The sequence below is a fragment of the Actinopolyspora sabaoui genome (genome assembly GCF_051225635.1).
GTDB lineage: Bacteria > Actinomycetota > Actinomycetes > Mycobacteriales > Pseudonocardiaceae > Actinopolyspora.
Map to the genome: position 1 here is coordinate 253,767 of NZ_JBMIHH010000002.1, position 21,638 is coordinate 275,404.

Below are 21,638 nucleotides of genomic sequence, written 5' to 3' on the forward strand. Positions count from 1 at the left end.
GGCTCAGACCTCCTGACCCGCGCGCTGGCGCAGCATCCGGGCGGGAGCCACGTCCTCCATCGGGAGACCACGGCGGGCCGCGACCTCCTCGGGACGCTGCAGCTCCTTCAGCGCCGTGACGGTGGCCTGCACGATGTTGAGCGCGTTGCCGCTGCCCAGCGACTTGCTCAGCACGTCGTGCACACCGGCACACTCCAGCACCGCACGGACCGGGCCACCAGCGATGACACCGGTACCCGGGCTAGCCGGGCGCAGCAGCACCTTGCCCGCGGCGTCCTCACCCTGCACCGGGTGAGTGATGGTGCCCGCCACCCGCGGTACGCGGAAGTAGTTCTTCTTGGCTTCCTCGACCCCCTTGGCGATGGCGGAAGGCACTTCCTTGGCCTTGCCGTAACCAACGCCGACGAGGCCGTCGCCGTCACCGCAGACGACCAGCGCGGTGAAACTGAACCGCCGGCCACCCTTGACGACCTTCGCGACCCGGTTGATGGTCACTACACGCTCGAACTGCGGGGATTTTTCCTGGGCCGCCCCGCCACGGCCGCCGTCGCGGCGGTCCTTGCGGTCCTTGCCGCCGGATTCCGAACCGCCTTCACGCCGAGTGCGTCCAGGCATCAGGCGTCCCTTCCGTTACGTGCTGTCATCCTTCGTACGACGACGATGTGGTTATTGCGCACTTCTCAGAACTCCAGACCGCCGCCACGCGCAGCATCCGCGAGAGCCGCGACCCGGCCGTGGTAGGCGTTGCCGCCACGGTCGAACACGACCTTCTCGACTCCCGCCTCGGTGGCCCGCTGCGCGACCAGCTCACCCACGCGGGTGGACTGAGCCGACTTGTCACCCTCGAACGAGCGCATGTCGGGCTCGTGAGTGGAAGCGGCAGCCAGGGTGTGACCGATCGTGTCGTCGATGACCTGCGCGACGATGTGCTTGGTGGATCGGCTGACAACCAGACGCGGCCGCTGCGGGGTGCCGCTGATCTTCTTGCGGAGTCGAACGTGCCGCTGGTCCCGGGCACGGCGACGCTCGCCCGCGACGCTCTTGCCCACCGGCTTCTTCCTGGTGGCTGTGGTGCTCTCGCTCATGGTCACTTACCCGTCTTCCCGACCTTGCGGCGGATCTTCTCGCCCGCGTAGCGCACGCCCTTGCCGTTGTACGGCTCGGGCAGACGCAGCTTGCGGATCCTGGCGGCTACCTCGCCGACGAGCTGCTTGTCGACGCCCTTGACCGAAAGTTTGGCCGGGCCGTCCGTGGCGAACTCGATGCCTTCCGGGGGTTCCATGACCACGGGGTGGCTGTAGCCGAGGGAGAACTCGAGGTTCTGCCCCTTCTGCACCACGCGGTAGCCCACGCCCTGGATTTCGAGATCCTTCTGGAAACCCTGGCTCACGCCGACAACCATGTTGTTGATCAGGCTGCGGGAGAGACCGTGCAGCGAGCGGTTCGCCCGCTCGTCGTCCGGACGTTTCACCAGCAGCGAGCCGTCCGAGTCCTGCTCGACCCTGATCGGTTCGGAAATGTTCTGTTGCAGCTTGCCCTTGGGGCCGTTCACCGTAACCGTCTGGCCGTCGATGCTCACATCGACACCGGAGGGAACGGTGATCGGCAACTTCCCGATGCGCGACATACCGTAAATTCCTCCTTCACCAGACGTAGGCGAGGACTTCCCCGCCCACACCGTTCCGCATCGCTTGGCGGTCCGTCTGCAGACCGCTCGACGTCGAGATGATGGCGATGCCCAGTCCCCCCAGAACCTTGGGAAGATTCGTGGACTTGGCATACACCCGCAGACCGGGCTTGGAAACCCGGCGCAGCCCGGTGATGGACTTCTCGCGGTTGGGCCCGAACTTGAGCTCCACGACCAGTTCCTTGGTCTTGGCGCCCTGCTGTTCACGAGAGCCGGCCACGTAGCCCTCGCGCTGAAGAATGTCGGCGATGTTCGCCTTGATCTTGGAGTGCGGCATCACGATCTCGTCGTGGTATGCGCGACTCCCGTTACGCAGACGTGTCAGCATGTCTGCGATCGGATCGGTCATCGTCATGGTGACCCTGTCAACCTTTCTCGTTCGGTTCCCCGGGCCCGGATACCGCGAACCGCGGTTCGCAGGTCTGGGCCCTGGCCTGAACGAAGTCGGGGTACTGGCTGCCCGCTCCCGAAGAACCTTCGCAGCGGTCAGTCCGTTGTCGTCGCGAGCCGTTGCCGGGCTGCAGCCACTGGTTTCGGTACCGGTGACGAGACACTCCGCCGTCGGTGGAGTCGTCCCGTCTCACGACCTCACCAGGAGGACTTGCTAACCCCGGGAAGCTCGCCCGCGTGGGCCATCTCGCGGAAGCAGATCCGGCAGAGTCCGAACTTCCGCAGGACCGCCCGGGACCTTCCGCAACGCTGGCAACGAGTGTAGGTACGCACCCGGAACTTCGGCTTGCGTGCCGCCTTGTTGATCAGTGCTTTCTTGGCCATCGGCCCAGTTCTCCTAGTCTCGATCCGCAGCGACGGCCACGAGTCACTGTTCCCGGAACGGGAATCCCAGCTGCCGCAGCAGCGACCTGCCTTCTTCGTCGGTGGTGGCCGTTGTCACTACCGTGATGTCCATACCGCGCGAACGGTCGATCGAGTCCTGGTCGATCTCGTGGAACATCGACTGGTCGTTGAGACCGAACGTGTAGTTGCCGTTACCGTCGAACTGCTTCGGCGACAGACCCCGGAAGTCCCGGATCCGCGGCAGGGAGATGGAGACCAACCGGTCCACGAACTCCCACATCCGTGCGCCACGCAGCGTCGCCCTGGCGCCGATCGGCATACCCTCGCGGACCTTGAACTGCGCGATGGACTTGCGTGCCTTGCGCACCTCGGCGCGCTGGCCGGTGATGGTCGCGAGGTCGCGAACCGCGCCCTCGATCAGTTTGCTGTCCCGCGCGGCATCGCCCACACCCATGTTGACGACGACCTTGACCATGCCCGGCACCAGCATCGGATTGGAGTACTGGAACTCCTCCTTGAGCGCCGGTACGATCTCGTCGCGGTAGCGGGCCTTCAGCCGCGGGACAATCCTCTCGGTGTTCTTCTCAGTGGTAGTCACGAGTTAGATGTCCTTACCGTTGCGGCGAGAGATCCGAACCTTCTTGCCGTCTTCACCGGTGCGGTAGCCGACGCGGGTGGGCTTACCGTCCGAGTCCACGACCATGACGTTGCTGACGTGGATCGCGGCTTCCTGCGTCACGATGCCGCCGGACTGCGCACCACGCTCGGTACGCGAGACGCGCGTGTGCTTCTTGATCTGGTTAACACCCTCGACCAGCACGCGCTCCCGGCTCGGGAAGGCCTGGATGACCTTGCCCCGGGCACCCTTGTCCTTACCGGCGGTGACGACGACCGTGTCGCCCTTCTTCACCTTCATCACAGCACCTCCGGCGCGAGTGAGATGATCTTCATGAACTTCTTCTCACGCAGCTCACGCCCGACGGGGCCGAAGATACGGGTACCGCGCGGGTCACCACCCGGCCTGACCAGGACGGCGGCGTTCTCGTCGAACCGGATGTAGGAACCGTCCGGACGACGCTTCTCCTTCTTCTGGCGGACGATTACCGCCTTGACCACATCACCACGCTTGACACCGGCGGCGGGAATGGCCTCCTTGACGGTAGCCACCACCACGTCGCCGATACCCGCGTAGCGCCGACCGGAACCACCGAGCACCCTGATCGTGAGGATCTCCTTGGCCCCGGTGTTGTCGGCGACTCGCAGTCGCGACTCCTGCTGGATCACCTTTACTCCTGACCCTAAGTTTCCGCACACGCTGTGCGGAGACACTTTGGCACGCCCGATTTCCGACCCGGCATGCGCGGTCACAACAACCCGCGGGGGGCTTGCCGCTGCCCCCCGCGGATGGCGTTACTTGGCCTTCTCCTGGATCTCGACCAACCGCCAGCGCTTCGAGGCCGACAGCGGACGAGTCTCCATCAGCGACACCCGGTCGCCGATGCCCGCCTCGTTGTTCTCGTCATGCGCCTTGACCTTGGTGGTCTTACGCATGATCTTGCCGTAGAGCGGATGCTTCTTACGGTCCTCGAGAGCCACGACCACCGTCTTGTCCATCTTGTCCGAGACGACGTAGCCCTCACGGGTCTTGCGCTGGCTGCGCTGCTGCTCTTGCGTGACTGTTTCGCTCATGCCGCGCCCTCCTCGGCGCCCTCGGGAGACACGGAGAGGCCCAGCTCACGTTCACGCATGATCGTGTAGATCCGAGCGATGTCCCGACGAACGACGCGCAACCTTCGGTTGTTCTGCAATTGCCCGGTAGCCATCTGGAACCGAAGGTTGAACAGCTCCTCCTTCGATTCACGCAGCCGGGAGACGAGCTCCTCGTCGTTGAGTTCCCGGAGCTCGGTAGCGGTGACGCCAGCCGCCATCAGAAGTCACCACCCTCGCGGGACACGATCTTGCACTTCATCGGAAGCTTGTGGACCGCGCGCCTCAATGCCTCGTAAGCGATCTTTTCGTTCGGGTAGTTCAGCTCGAAAACCACCCGGCCCGGCTTGACGTTGGCGATCCAGTACTCCGGCGAACCCTTACCGGAACCCATGCGGGTCTCGGCGGGCTTCTTGGTCAGCGGGCGGTCCGGGAAGATGTTGATCCACACCTTGCCGCCACGCTTGACGTGCCGGGTGATCGCGATACGGGCCGACTCGATCTGCCGGTTGGTCACGTAGGCGTGTTCCAGCGCCTGGATGCCGTACTCGCCGAAGTTGATCCGGGTGCCGCCCTTGGCGAAGCCCTTACGCTTCGGCGCGTGGCTCTTGCGCCACCTGACCTTGCGTGGGACGAGCACTTGTCAGTCCTCCGTCTTCTCATCAGCGTGCGGCTCGCTGACAGCCGGAGCGTTCGCGGCGGCGGCGTCCGTCGCCGTCTGCTCCTGCTGCGGGCTCTCCGCGGAGCCACCGGACTTACCGCCCTTGGCTGCGGCACGGCCGCCCTCGGTGCCCACGTTCGTGGTGCCGGAGGCACCCGAACGACGACGACCGCCACGCTCGGAACGGCCACCACGGCCGCCCTCGCGACCGCCGCCACCGCCGCCGCCCTCGCCACGCGGCGGGCGCACCTCGGACTCCTGCTGCTTCTGCTTCAGGCCGCCGATGAGCTCGCCCTTGTAGATCCAGACCTTCACACCGATCCGGCCGAAGGTCGTACGAGCCTCGAAGAACCCGTAGTCCATGTCCGCACGCAGCGTGTGCAGCGGCACCTGGCCCTCACGGTAGAACTCCGAGCGGGACATCTCGGCGCCGCCGAGCCTGCCACTGCACTGCACCCGGATCCCCTTGACCTGGGAGGAGCGCATGGCCGACTGGATGCCCTTGCGCATGGCCCTGCGGAAGGACACCCGATTCGACAGCTGCTCGGCGATCCCCTGGGCGACCAACTGCGCGTCGGCCTCGGAGTTCTTGACCTCGAGGATGTTGAGCTGAACCTGCTTGCCGGTCAGCTTCTCCAGCGAACCGCGGATGCGGTCCGCCTCGGCACCCCGCCGACCGATGACGATTCCCGGCCGTGCGGTGTGAATGTCCACCCTCACCCGCTCGCGAGTGCGCTCGATCTCCACCTTGGAGATCCCGGCGCGCTCCATCCCGCGGGAGAGATGACGGCGGATCTTGACGTCTTCCGCGACGTACTCCGCGTATTGCTTGTCGGCGTACCAACGCGACTTCCAGTCCGTGGTGATGCCGAGCCGGAAGCCGTGCGGGTTGATTTTCTGACCCACTACCGGGCACTCCCCTTCTGGCTGCGCTTACGAGACTTGCCCTGGCCCTTCGGCTGGCGCGACTCGACCTCGACCGTGATGTGGCTGGTCCGCTTGCGGATCCGGAAGGCCCGGCCCTGAGCACGCGGGCGGAACCGCTTCAGCGTCGGCCCCTCGTCCACATACGCGCGGTGTACCCACAGCGTGCTCGGATCGAGCGCGTTGTTGTTCTCCGCGTTGGCCATCGCACTGGCGAGCACCTTCGACACCTGACCGCTGGCGGTCTGCGGCGCGAACTTGAGCACGTCCAGGGCTTCGCTGGCGCTTCGACCCCTGATGAGATCGACCACGCGCCGCGCCTTCATGGGCGACACGCGGACGAAGCGGGCCCGCGCCACTGCACGCGGATTCTCAACCGCGGCACTGTCGTCGGTACGGGCATTCATCCTGCTACCCCTTTGCCCCGGGTCGTCGAATCCGTGCGACGACCCGGCTCGTTCGTGTCACAAACCCGCTCAGCGGCGGCGAGACTTACGGTCATCCTTGACGTGACCCTTGAAAGTGCGGGTCGGGGCGAACTCGCCGAGCTTGTGCCCGACCATGTTCTCGCTGATGAACACCGGCACGTGCTTACGGCCGTCATGCACCGCAATCGTGTGCCCCACCATGTCCGGAATGACCGTGGACCGGCGCGACCAGGTCTTGATCACCGTCTTCTTGTTGGACTCGTTCAGGGCGTCCACCTTCTTGAGCAGGTGGTCGTCCACGAACGGGCCCTTCTTCAGGCTACGTGGCATCGGTCGTTACCTCCCTGCTCAGCGCCGCTTCTTCTTGCCGGTGCGACGGCGCCGAACGATGAGCTTGTCACTGGGTTTGCTGCGGCGGCTGCGACCCTCGGGCTTACCCTTCGGGTTGACCGGGTGACGACCGCCGGAGGTGCGGCCCTCACCACCGCCGTGCGGGTGGTCGATCGGGTTCATGACGACACCGCGGACGGTCGGGCGCTTGCCCTTCCAGCGGTTACGACCCGCCTTGCCCCAGTTGATGTTGGAGTGCTCGGAGTTACCGACCTCGCCAACCGTGGCCCGGCAGCGGACATCGACGTTGCGGATCTCGCCCGAGGGCATCCGCAACTGGGCGTAAGGCCCTTCCTTGGCCACCAGCTGAACCCTGGTGCCCGCCGAACGAGCGATCTTCGCTCCACCGCCGGGGCGCAGCTCGATGGCGTGGATCACCGTACCGGTGGGGATGTTGCGCATCGGCAGGTTGTTGCCCGGCTTGATGTCGGCCCGCGGACCGCTCTCCACCATGTGGCCCTGCTGGACCTTGTTCGGCGCGATGATGTAACGCTTCTCGCCGTCCCGGTAGTGCAGCAGCGCGATGCGTGCGCTCCGGTTGGGGTCGTACTCGATGTGCGCGACCTTGGCCGGCACACCGTCCTTGTCGTTGCGGCGGAAGTCGATCACGCGGTAAGCACGCTTGTGACCGCCACCCTGGTGCCGGGTGGTGATCCTGCCGTGCCCGTTCCGGCCGCCCTTACCGTGCAGCGGCCGGACCAACGACTTCTCCGGGTGGGATCGGGTGATCTCGGAGAAATCGGCCACGCTCGAACCGCGACGGCCCGCCGTCGTCGGCTTGTACTTGCGAATGCCCATCTCTATCGCAGTCCTCAGTCTCCTTCGGTCGGTTACGAACGCCCGCTTCAGGCGGCCGAACCGCCGAAGATCTCAATCGGCTTGCTATCGGGGGACAGCGTCACGATCGCCCGCTTGGTGTCCTTGCGTTTGCCGAAACCGGTACGGGTCCGCTTGCGCTTGCCCTCGCGGTTGATCGTGTTGACACTCTTGACCTGCACGCCGAAGATCTTCTCGACCGCGATCTTGATCTCGGTCTTGTTGGAGGTCGGGCGTACCAGGAACGTGTACTGGTTCTCCGAGATGAGGGCGTAACTCTTCTCGGAGATCACCGGCGCGATGATGATGTCTCGCGGATCGGGGATCACTGGTCTGCCTCCTCAGCCTGACTCGAAGTCGCGTCGGAAGTGACCGCGGTCTTGGCCGAACGACCCGGAGACCGTTCCGCGACGAAACGCTCGAAGGCTTCCTTGCTGAACACGACGTCGTCGTTGACCAGAACGTCGTAGGTGTTCAGCTGACCGGGGTCGATGATGTGCACGTGGGGAAGATTGCGCAGGCTCAGCCACGCGTTCTCCTCGGTGCGGTTGAGTACCACCAGCACGCGCCGGGCGTCGGTGACGTTGCGCAGCGCGGCCTTGGCCTCCTTGGTGGAAGGCTTGTCGCCGGTCGTCACCTGGTTGATGACGTGCAGCTGCTCGGAACGCGCCCGATCGGAGAGGGCACCGCGCAGGGCGGCCGCCTTCATCTTCTTGGGCGTGCGCTGCGAGTAGTCACGCGGGGTCGGGCCGTGCACCGTGCCACCGCCGACGAACTGCGGGGCGCGGATCGAACCCTGCCGGGCGTTACCGGTCCCCTTCTGGCGGTACGGCTTCTTGCTACCGCCGGAGACCTCGCCGCGGGTCTTGACCGAGTGCGTGCCCTGCCGGGCCGCCGCGAGCTGGGCGGTCACGACCTGGTGCATCAGCGGCACGTTCGCCTGCGCGTCGAACAGCTCCGCGGGCAGATCGACCTGCCCGTCGGTCTTGCCTTCCGGGGTACGGACGTCGAGCTTCGCGGCCATCACGCACCACCCTTCGTAGAGCTCTTGACCAGCACGAGGCCACCGTTCGGGCCGGGAATGGCCCCCTTGATCAGCAGCAGCCCGGACTCGTCGTCGACCCGGTGCACCTTGAGGTTCTGGGTGGTCACGCGGTTACCGCCCATACGGCCGGGCATCTTCTTGCCCTTGAACACCCTGGCGGGGTAAGCGCAGCCACCGATGGAGCCCGGTTTGCGGTGCACGGCCTGGGTACCGTGACTCATCGGCTGCCTGCCGAAGTTGTACCGCTTGATCGTGCCCGCGAAGCCCTTGCCCTTGCTGGTGCCGACCACGTCGACCTGGGCGCCCGACTCGAACACGTCGGCCTTCAGCTCCTGGCCGAGTTCGTAGTCGTTGGCGTCCGAGGTGCGCAGCTCGACCAGGTGACGACGCGGCGTCACTCCGGCGCGGGCGAACTGCCCACCACGGGGCTTGCTCACCTTGCGCGGATCGATGGCGCCGAACGCCAGCTGCACGGCCTGGTAGCCGTCGTTCTCGTTGGTACGGATCTGGGTCACCAGGTTGGGCCCGGCCTGCACGACCGTCACCGGGACCACCCGGTTGTTGTCGTCGAAGACCTGGGTCATCCCGAGCTTGGTGCCCAGAATCCCCTTCATCTGCCTTTCAGACATGGGTCTCGTTCTCTCCGCCGCCTGTCACTGAAACGAATGCGCGTCGACCGCTCACTGAATATTCACATCGACACTGGCCGGCAGGTCGATGCGCATGAGCGCATCCACCGTCTTGGGCGTCGGCTCGACGATGTCGATGAGTCGCTTGTGCGTCCGCATCTCGAAGTGCTCCCGCGAGTCCTTGTACTTGTGCGGGGAGCGGATGACGCAGTAGACGTTCTTCTCGGTAGGCAGCGGCACCGGCCCGACGACCGAAGCGCCGGTGCGCGTCACGGTCTCGACGATCTTGCGCGCGGACGCGTCGATCGCCTCGTGGTCGTAGGCCTTGAGCCGGATGCGGATCTTCTGTCCCGCCATAGTGGCTTGCCGTTCCTCTAGTCTCGTGCCGCTAGTACCTAGCGCGGTGCGCAGACCCGGCGCCGACCTCGCGGCGACCCGGCGGTCACGTGTGACACACGTACCCACCCGATCTCGCGAACGCGACACCACGGTTTCGCAGCCCGCCCCTGTTCAGGTGTCTGGGTGCCCGGTACACGCGGTCGGGCGTGTCGCCCGCGCGACGTAACCGGTCCCATCGATCCACGCCGATGAGATGGATCCACATGGATCCGTACACCTCGGGTTGCCACCTAATCGGCCCCGGCCGGAACGTCTGTCCGGCGGCACCCGCGCAACCGGAACGCCGTCCCGCGAAGGAAATTCACGGCAACGGCGTGCCCATGTCGAAGCGGCCGAACCGATCACGAACCGTGATTCACACGGGTCAGGAAGTTCGGCCGCCTCAACAGGCAACCCGTCCAGGGTGACACACCGAGTGCGTCGACCCTGAATCGGGGTGGGTTCCGGGTCCGGTCACCACCGGGTCCGGAACCCTGCCATCACTTGTTGACCTTGATGACGCGACCCGCGCCGACCGTACGGCCACCCTCACGGATCGCGAAGCGCAGCCCTTCCTCCATGGCGATGGGCTGGATGAGCTGCACAGACATTTCCGTGTTGTCACCGGGCATGACCATCTCGGTGCCCTCGGGAAGGGTCACCACACCGGTCACGTCGGTGGTACGGAAGTAGAACTGCGGGCGGTAGTTGTTGAAGAACGGCGTGTGCCTGCCGCCCTCGTCCTTGGACAGGATGTAGACCTGCGCCTCGAACTCGGTGTGCGGAGTGGTGGAGCCGGGCTTGATGACGACCATGCCCCGCTCGACGTCCTCACGCTTGACACCACGCAGCAGCAGACCGACGTTGTCGCCGGCCTCACCGCTGTCGAGCAGCTTGCGGAACATCTCGACACCGGTGACGGTCGTGTTGATCGGCTTCTCCTTGATGCCGACCATCTCGACGTTCTCGTTCACCTTGATGACACCGCGCTCGACACGGCCGGTGACCACGGTCCCGCGACCGGTGATGGAGAAGACGTCCTCCACCGGCATCAGGAACGGCTGGTCGGTGGCACGCTGCGGGTCCGGAACGCTGGAGTCCACCGCGTTGAGCAGCTCCATGATCTTCTGACCCCACTCGGCGTCGCCCTCCAGGGCCTTCAGCGCCGAGACACGGACGATCGGGACGTCGTCGCCCGGGAAGTCCTGCTCGCTGAGCAGCTCACGGACCTCCATCTCGACCAGATCCATGATCTCCTCGTCGTCGACCATGTCGGCCTTGTTCAGCGCGACGAGGATGTAGGGGACGCCGACCTGCTTCGCCAGCAGCACGTGCTCGCGGGTCTGCGGCATCGGGCCGTCGGTGGCGGCCACGACCAGGATCGCACCGTCCATCTGGGCGGCACCGGTGATCATGTTCTTCACGTAGTCCGCGTGGCCCGGAGCGTCCACGTGGGCGTAGTGCCGCGCCTCGGTCTGGTACTCGACGTGCGCGATCTGAATCGTGATCCCGCGGTCCTTCTCCTCCGGCGCCTTGTCGATGTCCTCGAAAGGCGTGTAGGGGTTCAGGTCCGGGTGGTTGTCGTGCAGGACCTTGGTGATAGCCGCGGTCAGCGTGGTCTTGCCGTGGTCAACGTGACCGATGGTCCCGATGTTGACGTGCGGCTTGTCCCTCTCGAACTTCGCCTTCGCCACTGGAATGTCCTCCTGGACTCGTCATGATTTCCGCCCCGCCACGGGCTCGGGTCACGCGCCCTCTCGCGTGGGAGCCAGCTCCGGGCGGAGTCCTGTCGGGTTATGCCATCGGCCCGTTGTCCCGAGCGCGGAAACGGGCCGATGCCGGGCCACAGCGGAGTTACTCCCCCGTGGCCTTCGCGATGATCTCCTTGGCCACGTTCGCCGGAACTTCGCCGTAGGAGTCGAACACCATCGAGTAGTTCGCGCGACCCTGCGTCTTGGAACGCAGATCGCCCACGTACCCGAACATTTCGGACAGCGGAACCAGCGCCTTGACAACGCGGGAACCGCCACGCTCCTCCATGGCCTGAACGTGACCACGGCGGGAGTTGAGGTCGCCGATGACTTCACCCATGTATTCCTCGGGTGTCGTCGTCTCGACCGCCATCAACGGTTCGAGCAGCGCGGGACTGGCCTTGGAGCAGGCCTCCTTCATCGCCATCGAACCGGCGACCTTGAACGCCATTTCCGACGAGTCCACCTCGTGGTACTGGCCGTCCACCAAGGTCATCTTGACACCGACCATCGGATAGCCCGCCAGCACACCGACCTGCATGGCGTCCTGCGCACCCTCGTCCACCGACGGAATGTACTCGCGGGGGATACGCCCACCGGTGATCTGGTTGTCGAACTCGTAGGTCGCGCTCTCCGAGCTCTGCTCGATCGGATCCAGGTTGACGACCACACGCGCGAACTGACCGGAACCACCGGTCTGCTTCTTGTGCGTGAACTCGTGCTTCTGGACCGACTTGCGGATCGTCTCGCGATAGGCGACCTGCGGCTTGCCGATGTTGGCCTCGACCTTGAAGTCGGTCTTCATCCGGTTGACCAGGACCTCGAGGTGGAGCTCACCCATGCCCTTGACGATGGTCTGCCCGGTCTCCTCGTCGAACTTGACCTGGAAGGTCGGGTCCTCTTCGGCGAGTTTCTGGATCGAGGTGGACAGCTTCTCCTGATCGACCTTGGTCTTGGGCTCGATCGCGACCTCGATAACCGGGTCCGGGAAGCTCATCGATTCCAGAACGATCTGGTTCTGCGGGTCGCAGAGGGTGTCACCGGTGCTGGTGTCCTTCAGCCCGACGACCGCGTAGATGTGCCCGGCCTGTCCCTCATCAACCGGGTTCTCCTTGTTGGAGTGCATCTGGAACAGCTTGCCGATGCGCTCCTTGCGATCCCGGATGGAGTTCATCACCTGGGCACCCTGCTCGATCTTGCCCGAGTAGACCCGGACGTAGGTGAGCTTGCCGTAGAACGGGTGCACGGCGACCTTGAACGCCAGGGCCGAGAAGGGCTCCTCGGTGCTGGCCTGCCGCTCGGCGGCGTCGCCGGAGCCGGGCAGCACACCCTGCACCGCGGGAATGTCCAGCGGCGAGGGGAGGTACTCCACGACCGCGTCCAGCATCGGCTGCACGCCCTTGTTCTTGAAGGCGGTCCCGCACAGCACGGGGAAGGCCTCCTGGCTCAGCGTGAGCGCACGGATGCCCTGCTTGATCTGCTCGACGGTCAGTTCCTCACCGCCGAAGTAGGCCTCCATGAGCTCTTCACTGGACTCGGCGACCGACTCGAGCAACTCGTTGCGGTACTCGTTGGCGGTCTCGACCAGATCGGCCGGGATGTCCTCCAGCTCGTACTGCGCGCCCTTGGCCACGTCACCGCGCCAGGTCAGCGCCTTCATGCTGACCAGGTCGACAACACCCTCGAAGTCGGACTCGCTGCCGATGGGCAGTTGCAGCACCAGCGGCTTGGCGTTGAGTCGTTCCCGGATGGTGCCGAGGGTGAAGTAGAAGTCGGCGCCCATCTTGTCCATCTTGTTGACGAAACAGATGCGCGGGACGCCGTACTTGTCCGCCTGGCGCCAGACCTGCTCGGACTGGGGCTCGACCCCTTCCTTACCGTCGAACACGGCGACGGCGCCGTCGAGCACGCGCAGCGAACGCTCCACCTCGGCGGTGAAGTCGACGTGCCCGGGGGTGTCGATGAGGTTGATCTGATGTTCCTGCCAGAACGTCGTGGTAGCAGCCGAGGTAATCGTGATACCCCGTTTCTGCTCCTCCGACATCCAATCCATCGTCGCGGCGCCGTCGTGTACCTCACCGAGCTTGTAGTTGATCCCGGTGTAGTACAGAACCCGTTCGGTCGTGGTGGTCTTGCCCGCGTCGATGTGGGCCATGATGCCGATGTTGCGGACCTTGGTCAGGTCGGTCAGCACGTCGCGTGCCACGAGTTAGTCCCCGTTCCTACAGCAAGCCTGGAGCCGTCGAATCGGTGAGCCGAGGCGGGCAATACAGCCGTGCCCGGCCTCACCACCGGTAATGCGCGAAAGCCTTGTTGGATTCCGCCATCTTGTGCGTGTCCTCGCGCTTCTTGACACTCGCACCGAGCCCGTTGCTGGCATCGAGCAGCTCGTTGGTCAGGCGCTCGGTCATCGTCTTCTCACGACGCTGCCGGGAGAAACGAACGACCCAGCGCAGGGCCAGCGTGGTGGAGCGGCCCGCGCGCACCTCGACCGGGACCTGGTAGGTCGCGCCACCGACACGGCGGCTGCGTACCTCCAGCGAGGGCTTGATGTTGTCCAGCGCGCGCTTGAGCGTCACGATCGGATCGGTGCCGGTCTTCTCGCGGCACCCCTCGAGCGCGGAGTAGACGATGCGCTCGGCGAGCGAGCGCTTGCCGTCCACCAGGACCTTGTTCACCAGCTGAGTGACCAGCGGCGAGCTGTACACGGGATCGGCGTTCAGCTGCCGCTTCGGGGCAGGACCCTTCCGGGGCATCAGCTCTTCTCCTTCTTCGCTCCGTACCGGCTGCGAGCCTGCTTACGATTCTTCACGCCCTGCGTGTCGAGCGAACCGCGAATGATCTTGTAGCGGACACCTGGGAGGTCCTTCACACGGCCACCGCGGACGAGCACGATCGAGTGCTCCTGCAGGTTGTGCCCCTCGCCGGGGATGTAGGCCGTGATCTCGACGCCGCTGGTGAGCTTGACACGAGCGACCTTGCGCAGTGACGAGTTCGGCTTCTTCGGAGTCGTGGTGTACACGCGGGTGCACACACCACGGCGCTGAGGGCTTCCCTTGAGCGCCGCGGTCGTCACCTTCGCGGCCTTGTCGTGGCGGCCCTTTCGGACCAGCTGCTGGATGGTGGGCATGGACCGGCTTTCTTCTCGAGCGTTCGCGTCTTGGTGGTACTCGTTAACAGCAGCGCTCGTTCGAGCACCGTTCGCACCCCTGGCGCCGAGCACCGCGTACGTAGGTCTCTCTGTACTTGGGTCTCTCCCGCGCCCTCACCCGCGACACGAGGTCGGGCGTGTCGCCCGTTCCTCAGCCGTTCGGCGGGGCGGCGTCCCAGCGGGCAGTGCCCCGGTGGGCCGTCAGGAGAGTTCCGCACCATCCACGGGCGCTCCCCCGCCGACCACGCGGGTGGTTCTCGCGCACGGACATGCGGAGTGACCCGAGGGGTTTCGGGTCCAAGTCATAAAGATACCCGCCCCGTTTGCAGAGGGTCAAAACGGGGGTGCGTGCCCGACTCGCCAACGTCCGCACCCGACTCTACTGCGGAAGACAAGAGAGCGCGAGCACCCGACGTCCCGGCTCCCGCACTGTGGATGCCCGAGCACCTCTCCGAACCGCTCATACTCGGGCGGCTCCGCACCGGATACCGGGAGGGAACGGTTGTCTCACGAGTCGTCCAGTACATCGAGCTGTCCGGAGCTGACGCTGTTGATGCGGCGAGGAGCCGGTTTGGGGCGATGCGACTGATCGTTGTCCGTTCCCGGATCACCGCGCCCCACTTGCGGACGCGGTTCCGCCTCGCCGGAACCGTCGGACCGCCCTCCGGCCTCCGGCCGGAGCTCGGAGCCGAAGTCGACGCCCCGATCGGGCCAACCCCTCGCATCCGCGCTTCCTCCCTCGGGGGCCACTCCTCCCTCGGGGGCCGCTGCGAATTCGGGGGCGCCGTTGTCCGGGGCCGTGCTCTCGTAGCTCTCGTGAGCGATCTCGGTCGAGTGGTCGGCCTCGGCAGGATGGTCAGGGACCGTGGGGTTACCGGTGACCTCGGGAGACCCGGTGGGCCCGGAGTATCCGGGAACCTCGGAGTGTCCGGGATTCTCGGTGTGTCCGGGATTCTCGGTGTGCCCGGGGGAATCAGAGTGCCCGGAGGAATCGGGCCGAGCGGCTTCCTCGGAGACGGTTGGTATCACGTGGGTTCGTCGAGCATCATCCGATTCGGGGAAGGAATCCACGACTTCCCCACCTACTGGAGCGTTCGAACCGAACGCGGCGGCATCGAACCCAACTTCCGGCTCGCCGGGTTCGGTCCATCCGGTGCCCCCGCCGGAACCGATTCCGGCGTTCGGCACCCGCCCGGCGCCGAACCACGAGTCCGAGGGCTCGGTCGGAATCGAGGTGTCGAAGGCGACGCGCTCGTCACTCCCGTCGCGCCATCCCGCTTCCGGGACAGCAGGTTCCCCAACGACCTCCGAAGCGGCGAACGGCTCCGGCGACTCGTCGATCGACGGTTGTTGGCCGGGCCGAGCCGAGCCCACCTCGTCCGCCACGAGGTTCCGGGAGGGATACCGGCGGCGCCATTCACCGTCCGAGGCAGGAGAGCTCGCATCGGAGTTCTCCTCCGGCCATAGCCGAGCGTCGAAGGCCGCGACACAGTCCATCGCCATCCGTTGCACGACCTCGCGGAGTTCGAGCTCGGCCAACCAGTCCATCGGCAGCGATCCCACACCCAGCAACGCCCCGACGACGGAGCCGCAGACCGCTCCACTCGCACTGCTGTTCCCCGAGTGCCGGACGGCGATCCGCAGCGCGCCACGCACGTCCTCCGAGACCAACGTCGCGCACACGGCTATGGCGAGTACCTCGGCCGCGCTTCGGCCACCGCCCAACCGTCGCGCGAGCCGCTCGGGATCCGGCGTGCCCTCGGCGGCGACATCCACCGCGGTGGCGAGCGCCGCGCTGGTGTCCTCGTGTCCCTGCCAGGTCTCCAGCACCTGCAGCGCCAGCCAGACCCCCTCGTCGAGTCCCTTGCCCAGCACTGCCTGCTGCACGATCACCGCGAACGCCCCGGCGGGCAGATAACCGCTCGGGTGGCCGTGGGTCAGCGAGGCCAGCCGCACCCCGACCTCGAAGACCTCGACGGGCTCGGCGGACCAGAACGCCGCCGGGGAGGCCCGTACGAGTGCGCCACAACCGGTGGAGTTGTCCACGGGTGCCGTCTGCTCACCGTGCGCGGAACGCTCCCCGAACGCCTCCAACTCGCTGTACACGGATGAGCCCGGTGAACGCACGGCGAACAGTTCGGACACCTCGACCAGCCAACCGTCCGGCTCCGGATGCTCGCCGATCAGGTCGCCGAGTGCCCACCGCCAGGAAACACCCTGGCTGTACAGCCAACGCTGGGCCGCGAGTCGCAGCTCCGGCAGCGGGTCCACGGCATCCGGTGAGTCCGAGTGCCCGGTACAGGCACGAATCAATCCCTCGGTACTGAACAGCACGGTCTGCGTGGCCGCGGTCACCGAGCCGGGTGCCCCCGCGTACTCCGGAAGCTCGACGGGACCCGCCGCGCCGTGACGCTCGGCGATCTCCTCGGCGCTCAGTGGGGTGAGACCCGCGCCCAGGGCATCCCCCAACGCGCCACCCAGCAGGCATCCCAGGATTCGTTCGGTCAGTGAGTGAGGAGCCGCCTCGGCCTCCTCGGCGATCGCGTGCCCTCCTCCGACATGCGTGCCGCTGGGCGGCGTCTCGCTGCCGGAGTCACCACCGGATGCGCGGTCGGTGGAGTCGATCGACGAGTCGTCCCGCTCCCTCGAATGCTCGGCTGTGTGCTCGACATGCTCAGCGGGAGGCCCGGCAGGGTTTCCAGCGGGGGACTCGGCAGGGTGTTCGGCAGGGTGCACGGCGGGTTGCTCACCGGAACCATCCCCGACCATCCGATCCCGAACGGCTGTTGGTGTGTCGCCCCTCCCCTGGATCGGCTCGGGCCACGAGTGCTCGGGCTCCGCTTCGACGAGCGGTTCGGCCTCTCCGGGAATTTGCCGCTCGGGGGGAGACTGCCGAACACTCTCCTCAGTGAAGGAGCCGTCCCGAGCGGTGGTGCGCGGTGTCGCGAACGGCACATCACCGGATTCGGGGACTCGCGAAGCGCCTTCCGGAGTCGTCGCCACCTCCTCCACCGATCCCGACGTGGACCGCCGAACCGATCGTTCGGCTTCCGGGGGCCACGGCACATCGGGGGAGGAGTCGAGCACCGAGGAGAGCTCCGGTGAAGCCGTCTCGGTGGGCGGGGCTCCGGTGGTTCTGCTGCCCGGTAACGGCGGCAGCTGGTCGACGCCGGGCAACCGGATCCGCGGCGCGCTCGATGTTTCGGCCTCCTCCGGCGGGAGAAGCGGATCCGCACGCTCGCCGCCCCCCTCCCCGGGTTCGCCGGGGGAAGCGGTCTCGTCGTGCGAGGTCTCCGGAGCGGCGGAGCCCTCTTCCCGCGAAGGAGCGAGATATCCCCGCGCCAGCGGATCGGCCGAATCGACGACCCCCTCGTCCACGCTGGGAACGGGTGTGCTCTCCGGGTGGTCGATGTCCGCGATGTCCCCCACCGGCCCGGGGCCACCACTGCCCGCGCTCACCCCGGGCGGCTCCTGCCACGGGGACTCGGGTCCCCGCTCGGAACTCGCGGTCGCCCCGTACTCCTGGGAATGTTCGGAGGTCTCGCGCAACACGATCCGGTCGGTTCCCGGACCGTTCCTCGGCGTGGGTGGCCGAGCCGCGGTGCTCTCCGCGGTGGTCTCGCCCACCTCGTCCTCGGCATCGATGGGCGGTTCCGGCCCGGCGGGCGGTTCCGGCCCGGCGGGGGGTTCCGGCCCGGCGGGGGGTTCCGGCCCGGCGGGCGGCTCCGGGGGCGGCTGGTCCTCCTTCCCGATCGCGGGCAGCACCTGGGTGGGAGGGGCGGCCGCGTCCACCGTCCAGGCGGCGGAGTCCAGCCCGCGTGCCCGCTCGGCGTTGGCACCGACGTAGCGTTGCGCCCACTTCGGGGTGGGTGGTGGCGGGGCGAACGCCTCCGCCGCGTCGGCGGACAACGTCTCGACGACCTCGCGAACCTCCAGTTCCGCCGCCCACCGTTCGGGTACGGCCGCGGCACCGTGTATCGCCCCGGCCAGCTGTCCGGCCAGCGCCCCCGCGATGCTGCTGTCCGCGGAATGGTTGACCGCGGTGGTGACCGCGTCGGTGAACGTGGCCGCCGAGGCCACCGAGGCGAAGGCGATCCCCAGCTCGCCCAGCCCGTGGGACGGACAGAATTCGATGTCCAACACACGCGGATCGACCGGTCCGCCCTGTCGAGCGGTGAACACGGCCGCGTGCAACGTCCGCAGCACACCCGCGGGCGGCACACCCTGTTCCAGCTGCGAACGGTGGAGTTCCCAGGAGCGCACCGCGTCCCACAGCGGGAGGCCGTTGATGAGCGCGCCGAGCACGTCCGAGTGCAACGCGCAGGCAGCACGGGTCTCGTAGTTCGAGGTCAGCAGCCACGGAACGCGCGCGGCCACCGCGTTGACGGTCCGGGCCTCGCCGCTCCAGACCATCACCGGAGCGGTCCACACCAGACAGTCGGCGAAGGGCTGTTCCTCGGGCGGAACGGCCGAGGGCTGGCCGGGGGTGAGCTGCTCGGCCGGTATTCGGTCGGTCAGCGCCGACAGCGTGCGAAGGGCGGGACCACCCGGGTTGCGGGTGGAGAAAAGCTCCGATCTGCCGAGCAGCCAACCCGTGGGTTCGGGATGACTGCGCCAGTAGCCGGACATGGCATAGGGCCAGGGAACCCCCTGGGTGTACAACCAGGCCAGGTGGTTGGCACGGATCACCTGAAGCGGATCCTGTTCCCCGGTGGCCCGGGCACGCAGCAGGGCGTCCATGGTGAACACCGTCAGCTGGGTCAGATCGGTGACACCACCGCGGTTACCGAAGACGGGCAGGTTGTCCACGACGCCGCGCGGCCCGAGCCACTGCCGGATGGCGGACGAGTTCCAACCCCGCACCCCGGCACCCAACGCGTCGCCGACCGCTCCGCCGAGCAACGCGCCACGCAGTCGGTCCGACCAGCTCAACTGCCGGAGCGCACCGGGGTGGCCGCCGGCCTGGGCGGGTCCGGACTGCCTGTCGGTCATGGGGGACTGCTCCTGCTCGGTTCGGTCTTTCCGGGCCGTGAACCCGGAAACGCTCGACGTGGCCGATAACGACGGCGTCCGGACACTCACCGGGTGTCCCGTTCCGACAGTCGCACGATCACGTCGAGCGGCTCCAGGAAGTTCACCCGTTCTCGCGTTCCACCGCGAACGACCCGATGGACGAATACCTCAGCTCCATCGGGTCGTGGCCGGAGGGATCCGAAGTACCGGAAAATCCGGATCACCGCCACGACCGAAAGAGTACCAACCGAGCGGGAGCCCGCTCCCACACTGAACCGATCGGTCGGGCTCCTCTACTCACCGTTCAGGAAAGGTGTGGAAACGTTCCTGAGCCGTCGTATTGCTACGCGGCGTTGGCCCCGGCCCGTTGGGGCGGGGTCTTCCCGTGGCGGTACCCGTGGCCGGCGGGGCTGGTCTTACGTGGGTTTCCAGTGGGCTCGTTTTTCGTCGCCCCGCAACTCGGGGAGGAGGCCAGGCCTGCGAGGTTGCGGGCCGCGTTGAGATCGCGATCAGCGGTGTAGCCGCAGTGATCGCAGGTGAATGTCCGCTCGGACAGGCGCAGTTTGGCTTTCACCGCACCACAGTCGTTGCAGGTCTTCGAGCTGGGATACCACCGGTCGGCCACCACCAGATCGCGGCCTGACCAGCTGGTTTTGTAGTCGAGCTGGCGACGCAGCTCGCCCATGCCGACACCGGAGAGGGCGCGAGCCAACCGGCGGTTGCGCACCATCCCGGCCACGTGGAGGTCTTCCACCACGACGGTGTCGAACTCGGCCACGAGTCGGGTGGAGAGCTTGTGCAGCCCGTCGCGGCGCGCGTTCGCCACGGCGGTGTGCAGCTTGGCGATGCGCGCTTGGGTCTTGCGCCACCGGTTCGACGGTGTGCGCTTGGTGCGCTTGTCCGGGCCCTGCTGGCGGGCGGCCCGACGCTGCAACCGGCGCAACTCCCGCTGCGCTACGTCGAGGTGCTTCGGGTTGGCGATGATTTCCCCGGTGGACAGCACCGCCAGGGACTTCACCCCGAGGTCAACGCCGACCGTCCCGCCCTTGACCGCGGGCTCAGGTTCGGTCTTGGTGATCTCGACGGAGAACGACACGTGCCACCGGCCCCGATGAAAGCTCACCCTGGCCGAGCGGATGTGGGCGGTGCCGCGCTCGACGTGCCGGGCGAGTTTGCGGGTGGATTCGTGCGTGCGCACGAGCCCAATGCGGGGCAGCTGCACATGCCGCCGATCCGACTCGGACAGCCCGAACGAACCGGTGGAGAACCGGCACGACAAGCGGTGACGTTTGGACGTGAACCGGGGAAACCCCATCTTGGCCCCGGCGCGCGTGCCCGTCCGTGACTTGTTCCAGTTGTCCAGCGCGGTCGCGAGGTTCGCCAGCCCGGAGGCGTAGGTCTCTTTCGAGTTCTCGCCCCACCACGGGGCCACCTCGTCCTTCGCGGCGTTCCAGGCTTTGCGCAGGGAATAGGCCGACCAGTTCAGGCTCGGCGTCAACTCGGATTCGGGCACGCCGTAGGAGCGTTCGGCTTCCCGCTGGTTCAGCACGGCCCTGACCTGGGCCAGGCCCCAGTTGTGGGCGAACCGTGCCGCGCCGCAGTGCGACGACAACATGGCCTGCTGCTGCCCGGTCGGGTCGAGCGCGAATTGGTACACCTGCAACACCGTGGTCATCGCGGCGGCACCTCCGCCGCCTTCAGTGCTGCTTTCGCCCGCTTGGCCGCCGACCAGCGCCCGTACAAGCGGGCGCACATCGACGTGAGTACTTCGGTCATGTCGCCCACCAGGTCGTCTTCCACGTCGGCGTCGTTGAGTACGACGATTCGGCGGGACTGGGCGGACAGGGCGGCTTCGATGTGTTCGACACCGAATCGGGCCAGCCGGTCGCGGTGTTCCACCACGATGGTGGTTGCCTCGGGGGTAGCGAGCAGCTTCCGCAGTTTCTGCCGGTTGCCGTTCAACCCGGACCCGATCTCGGTGACCGTGGAATCTAGTGCGAGACCACGGCGAGCGCACTCTTGGGCTACTCGTCCAGCTTGCCGGTCCAGGTCGTCGCGCTAATCCGCGCTGGAAACCCGGCAGTACGCCACCGTCCGCCCGGTCTCAACCGTGGGCGGTTCGACCAGGATCGTGCCGGTGGACAGCTGACGAGCGGGCGCGGGCAGAGTTCCCGCGTGGAACCAGTTCAACGCGGTCCGGTAGGAAACACCCTGTTCCCGCGCCCACTCCTTCAGCTTCATGGGAACAGTTTAGCGCAGAGTG

25 protein-coding genes and 1 pseudogene are annotated in these 21,638 nt (G+C 66.7%); all 26 read right to left on the reverse strand.

Annotation, left to right across the window (positions count from 1 at the left end; all coding sequences use genetic code 11):
* Positions 1 to 3: 3 nt before the first annotated feature.
* Positions 4 to 615, reverse strand: a complete 612-nt coding sequence (gene rpsE, locus ACOQFL_RS03660; RefSeq protein ID WP_092626206.1) for a 30S ribosomal protein S5 — start codon at positions 613 to 615, stop codon at positions 4 to 6.
* Between the two features lie 65 nt (positions 616 to 680).
* On the reverse strand, positions 681 to 1,085 hold the full coding sequence (gene rplR / locus ACOQFL_RS03665) for a 50S ribosomal protein L18 (protein WP_435542664.1): 405 nt from the start codon (positions 1,083 to 1,085) through the stop codon (positions 681 to 683).
* A 2-nt stretch (positions 1,086 to 1,087) separates the two neighbouring features.
* The gene (rplF, locus tag ACOQFL_RS03670) at positions 1,088 to 1,627 is read right to left on the reverse strand and encodes a 50S ribosomal protein L6 (protein WP_092925844.1); all 540 of its coding nucleotides are present in this window, start codon (positions 1,625 to 1,627) and stop codon (positions 1,088 to 1,090) included.
* A gap of 16 nt (positions 1,628 to 1,643) precedes the next feature.
* A complete protein-coding gene (gene rpsH, locus ACOQFL_RS03675) occupies positions 1,644 to 2,042 on the reverse strand; it encodes a 30S ribosomal protein S8 (protein WP_092925846.1) in 399 nt (132 codons plus the stop codon).
* 233 nt (positions 2,043 to 2,275) lie between these two features.
* Positions 2,276 to 2,461, reverse strand: a complete 186-nt coding sequence (locus ACOQFL_RS03680) for a type Z 30S ribosomal protein S14 (RefSeq protein ID WP_092626214.1) — start codon at positions 2,459 to 2,461, stop codon at positions 2,276 to 2,278.
* Between the two features lie 43 nt (positions 2,462 to 2,504).
* Complete coding sequence (rplE, locus tag ACOQFL_RS03685) at positions 2,505 to 3,080, reverse strand: 50S ribosomal protein L5 (RefSeq protein ID WP_092626216.1); 576 nt, start codon at positions 3,078 to 3,080, stop codon at positions 2,505 to 2,507.
* A gap of 3 nt (positions 3,081 to 3,083) precedes the next feature.
* Positions 3,084 to 3,398: a 50S ribosomal protein L24 gene (rplX, locus tag ACOQFL_RS03690; protein WP_435542665.1), complete on the reverse strand. Its 315-nt coding sequence runs from the start codon at positions 3,396 to 3,398 to the stop codon at positions 3,084 to 3,086.
* On the reverse strand, positions 3,398 to 3,766 hold the full coding sequence (gene rplN / locus ACOQFL_RS03695) for a 50S ribosomal protein L14 (protein ID WP_092626220.1): 369 nt from the start codon (positions 3,764 to 3,766) through the stop codon (positions 3,398 to 3,400). Before rplN ends, rplX begins: the two co-directional genes overlap by 1 nt.
* Before the next feature lie 126 nt (positions 3,767 to 3,892).
* Positions 3,893 to 4,171 carry a 30S ribosomal protein S17 gene (rpsQ, locus tag ACOQFL_RS03700; protein ID WP_435542666.1) on the reverse strand — a complete coding sequence of 93 codons (279 nt, stop codon included), beginning with the start codon at positions 4,169 to 4,171 and terminating at the stop codon, positions 3,893 to 3,895.
* A complete protein-coding gene (gene rpmC, locus ACOQFL_RS03705) occupies positions 4,168 to 4,410 on the reverse strand; it encodes a 50S ribosomal protein L29 (RefSeq protein ID WP_017976800.1) in 243 nt (80 codons plus the stop codon). The genes rpsQ and rpmC overlap by 4 nt, the downstream gene beginning before the upstream one ends.
* Entirely contained in the window at positions 4,410 to 4,829 is a 420-nt protein-coding gene (gene rplP / locus ACOQFL_RS03710; protein ID WP_019852823.1) for a 50S ribosomal protein L16, read from the reverse strand. The genes rpmC and rplP overlap by 1 nt, the downstream gene beginning before the upstream one ends.
* Positions 4,830 to 4,832: 3 nt before the next feature.
* Positions 4,833 to 5,756 carry a 30S ribosomal protein S3 gene (gene rpsC / locus ACOQFL_RS03715; protein ID WP_092925850.1) on the reverse strand — a complete coding sequence of 308 codons (924 nt, stop codon included), beginning with the start codon at positions 5,754 to 5,756 and terminating at the stop codon, positions 4,833 to 4,835.
* Entirely contained in the window at positions 5,756 to 6,181 is a 426-nt protein-coding gene (gene rplV, locus ACOQFL_RS03720) for a 50S ribosomal protein L22 (protein WP_170837289.1), read from the reverse strand. The genes rpsC and rplV overlap by 1 nt, the downstream gene beginning before the upstream one ends.
* 69 nt (positions 6,182 to 6,250) lie before the next feature.
* Positions 6,251 to 6,532, reverse strand: a complete 282-nt coding sequence (gene rpsS, locus ACOQFL_RS03725; RefSeq protein WP_017976804.1) for a 30S ribosomal protein S19 — start codon at positions 6,530 to 6,532, stop codon at positions 6,251 to 6,253.
* An 18-nt stretch (positions 6,533 to 6,550) separates the two neighbouring features.
* Positions 6,551 to 7,390, reverse strand: a complete 840-nt coding sequence (gene rplB / locus ACOQFL_RS03730) for a 50S ribosomal protein L2 (RefSeq protein ID WP_092626226.1) — start codon at positions 7,388 to 7,390, stop codon at positions 6,551 to 6,553.
* Positions 7,391 to 7,437: 47 nt separating this feature from the next.
* Entirely contained in the window at positions 7,438 to 7,737 is a 300-nt protein-coding gene (gene rplW, locus ACOQFL_RS03735; RefSeq protein ID WP_435542667.1) for a 50S ribosomal protein L23, read from the reverse strand.
* Entirely contained in the window at positions 7,734 to 8,432 is a 699-nt protein-coding gene (gene rplD, locus ACOQFL_RS03740; protein ID WP_092925854.1) for a 50S ribosomal protein L4, read from the reverse strand. Before rplD ends, rplW begins: the two co-directional genes overlap by 4 nt.
* Complete coding sequence (gene rplC, locus ACOQFL_RS03745; protein WP_092626232.1) at positions 8,432 to 9,082, reverse strand: 50S ribosomal protein L3; 651 nt, start codon at positions 9,080 to 9,082, stop codon at positions 8,432 to 8,434. Before rplC ends, rplD begins: the two co-directional genes overlap by 1 nt.
* Positions 9,083 to 9,133: 51 nt before the next feature.
* Entirely contained in the window at positions 9,134 to 9,439 is a 306-nt protein-coding gene (gene rpsJ, locus ACOQFL_RS03750; protein WP_017976809.1) for a 30S ribosomal protein S10, read from the reverse strand.
* Positions 9,440 to 9,960: 521 nt separating this feature from the next.
* Positions 9,961 to 11,154: an elongation factor Tu gene (tuf, locus tag ACOQFL_RS03755; RefSeq protein WP_092626234.1), complete on the reverse strand. Its 1,194-nt coding sequence runs from the start codon at positions 11,152 to 11,154 to the stop codon at positions 9,961 to 9,963.
* A gap of 160 nt (positions 11,155 to 11,314) precedes the next feature.
* The gene (fusA, locus tag ACOQFL_RS03760) at positions 11,315 to 13,417 is read right to left on the reverse strand and encodes an elongation factor G (protein WP_435542668.1); all 2,103 of its coding nucleotides are present in this window, start codon (positions 13,415 to 13,417) and stop codon (positions 11,315 to 11,317) included.
* Positions 13,418 to 13,496: 79 nt separating this feature from the next.
* A complete protein-coding gene (gene rpsG, locus ACOQFL_RS03765) occupies positions 13,497 to 13,967 on the reverse strand; it encodes a 30S ribosomal protein S7 (RefSeq protein WP_092626238.1) in 471 nt (156 codons plus the stop codon).
* Positions 13,967 to 14,341 carry a 30S ribosomal protein S12 gene (gene rpsL, locus ACOQFL_RS03770; RefSeq protein ID WP_043570381.1) on the reverse strand — a complete coding sequence of 125 codons (375 nt, stop codon included), beginning with the start codon at positions 14,339 to 14,341 and terminating at the stop codon, positions 13,967 to 13,969. Before rpsL ends, rpsG begins: the two co-directional genes overlap by 1 nt.
* A gap of 528 nt (positions 14,342 to 14,869) precedes the next feature.
* The gene (locus ACOQFL_RS03775; RefSeq protein ID WP_435542669.1) at positions 14,870 to 19,354 is read right to left on the reverse strand and encodes an ADP-ribosylglycohydrolase family protein; all 4,485 of its coding nucleotides are present in this window, start codon (positions 19,352 to 19,354) and stop codon (positions 14,870 to 14,872) included.
* 364 nt (positions 19,355 to 19,718) lie between these two features.
* Entirely contained in the window at positions 19,719 to 21,050 is a 1,332-nt protein-coding gene (gene tnpB / locus ACOQFL_RS03780; RefSeq protein WP_435542670.1) for an IS607 family element RNA-guided endonuclease TnpB, read from the reverse strand.
* A pseudogene (locus ACOQFL_RS03785) lies at positions 21,047 to 21,616 on the reverse strand (IS607 family transposase). Before ACOQFL_RS03785 ends, tnpB begins: the two are co-directional and overlap by 4 nt.
* Positions 21,617 to 21,638: the final 22 nt, after the last annotated feature.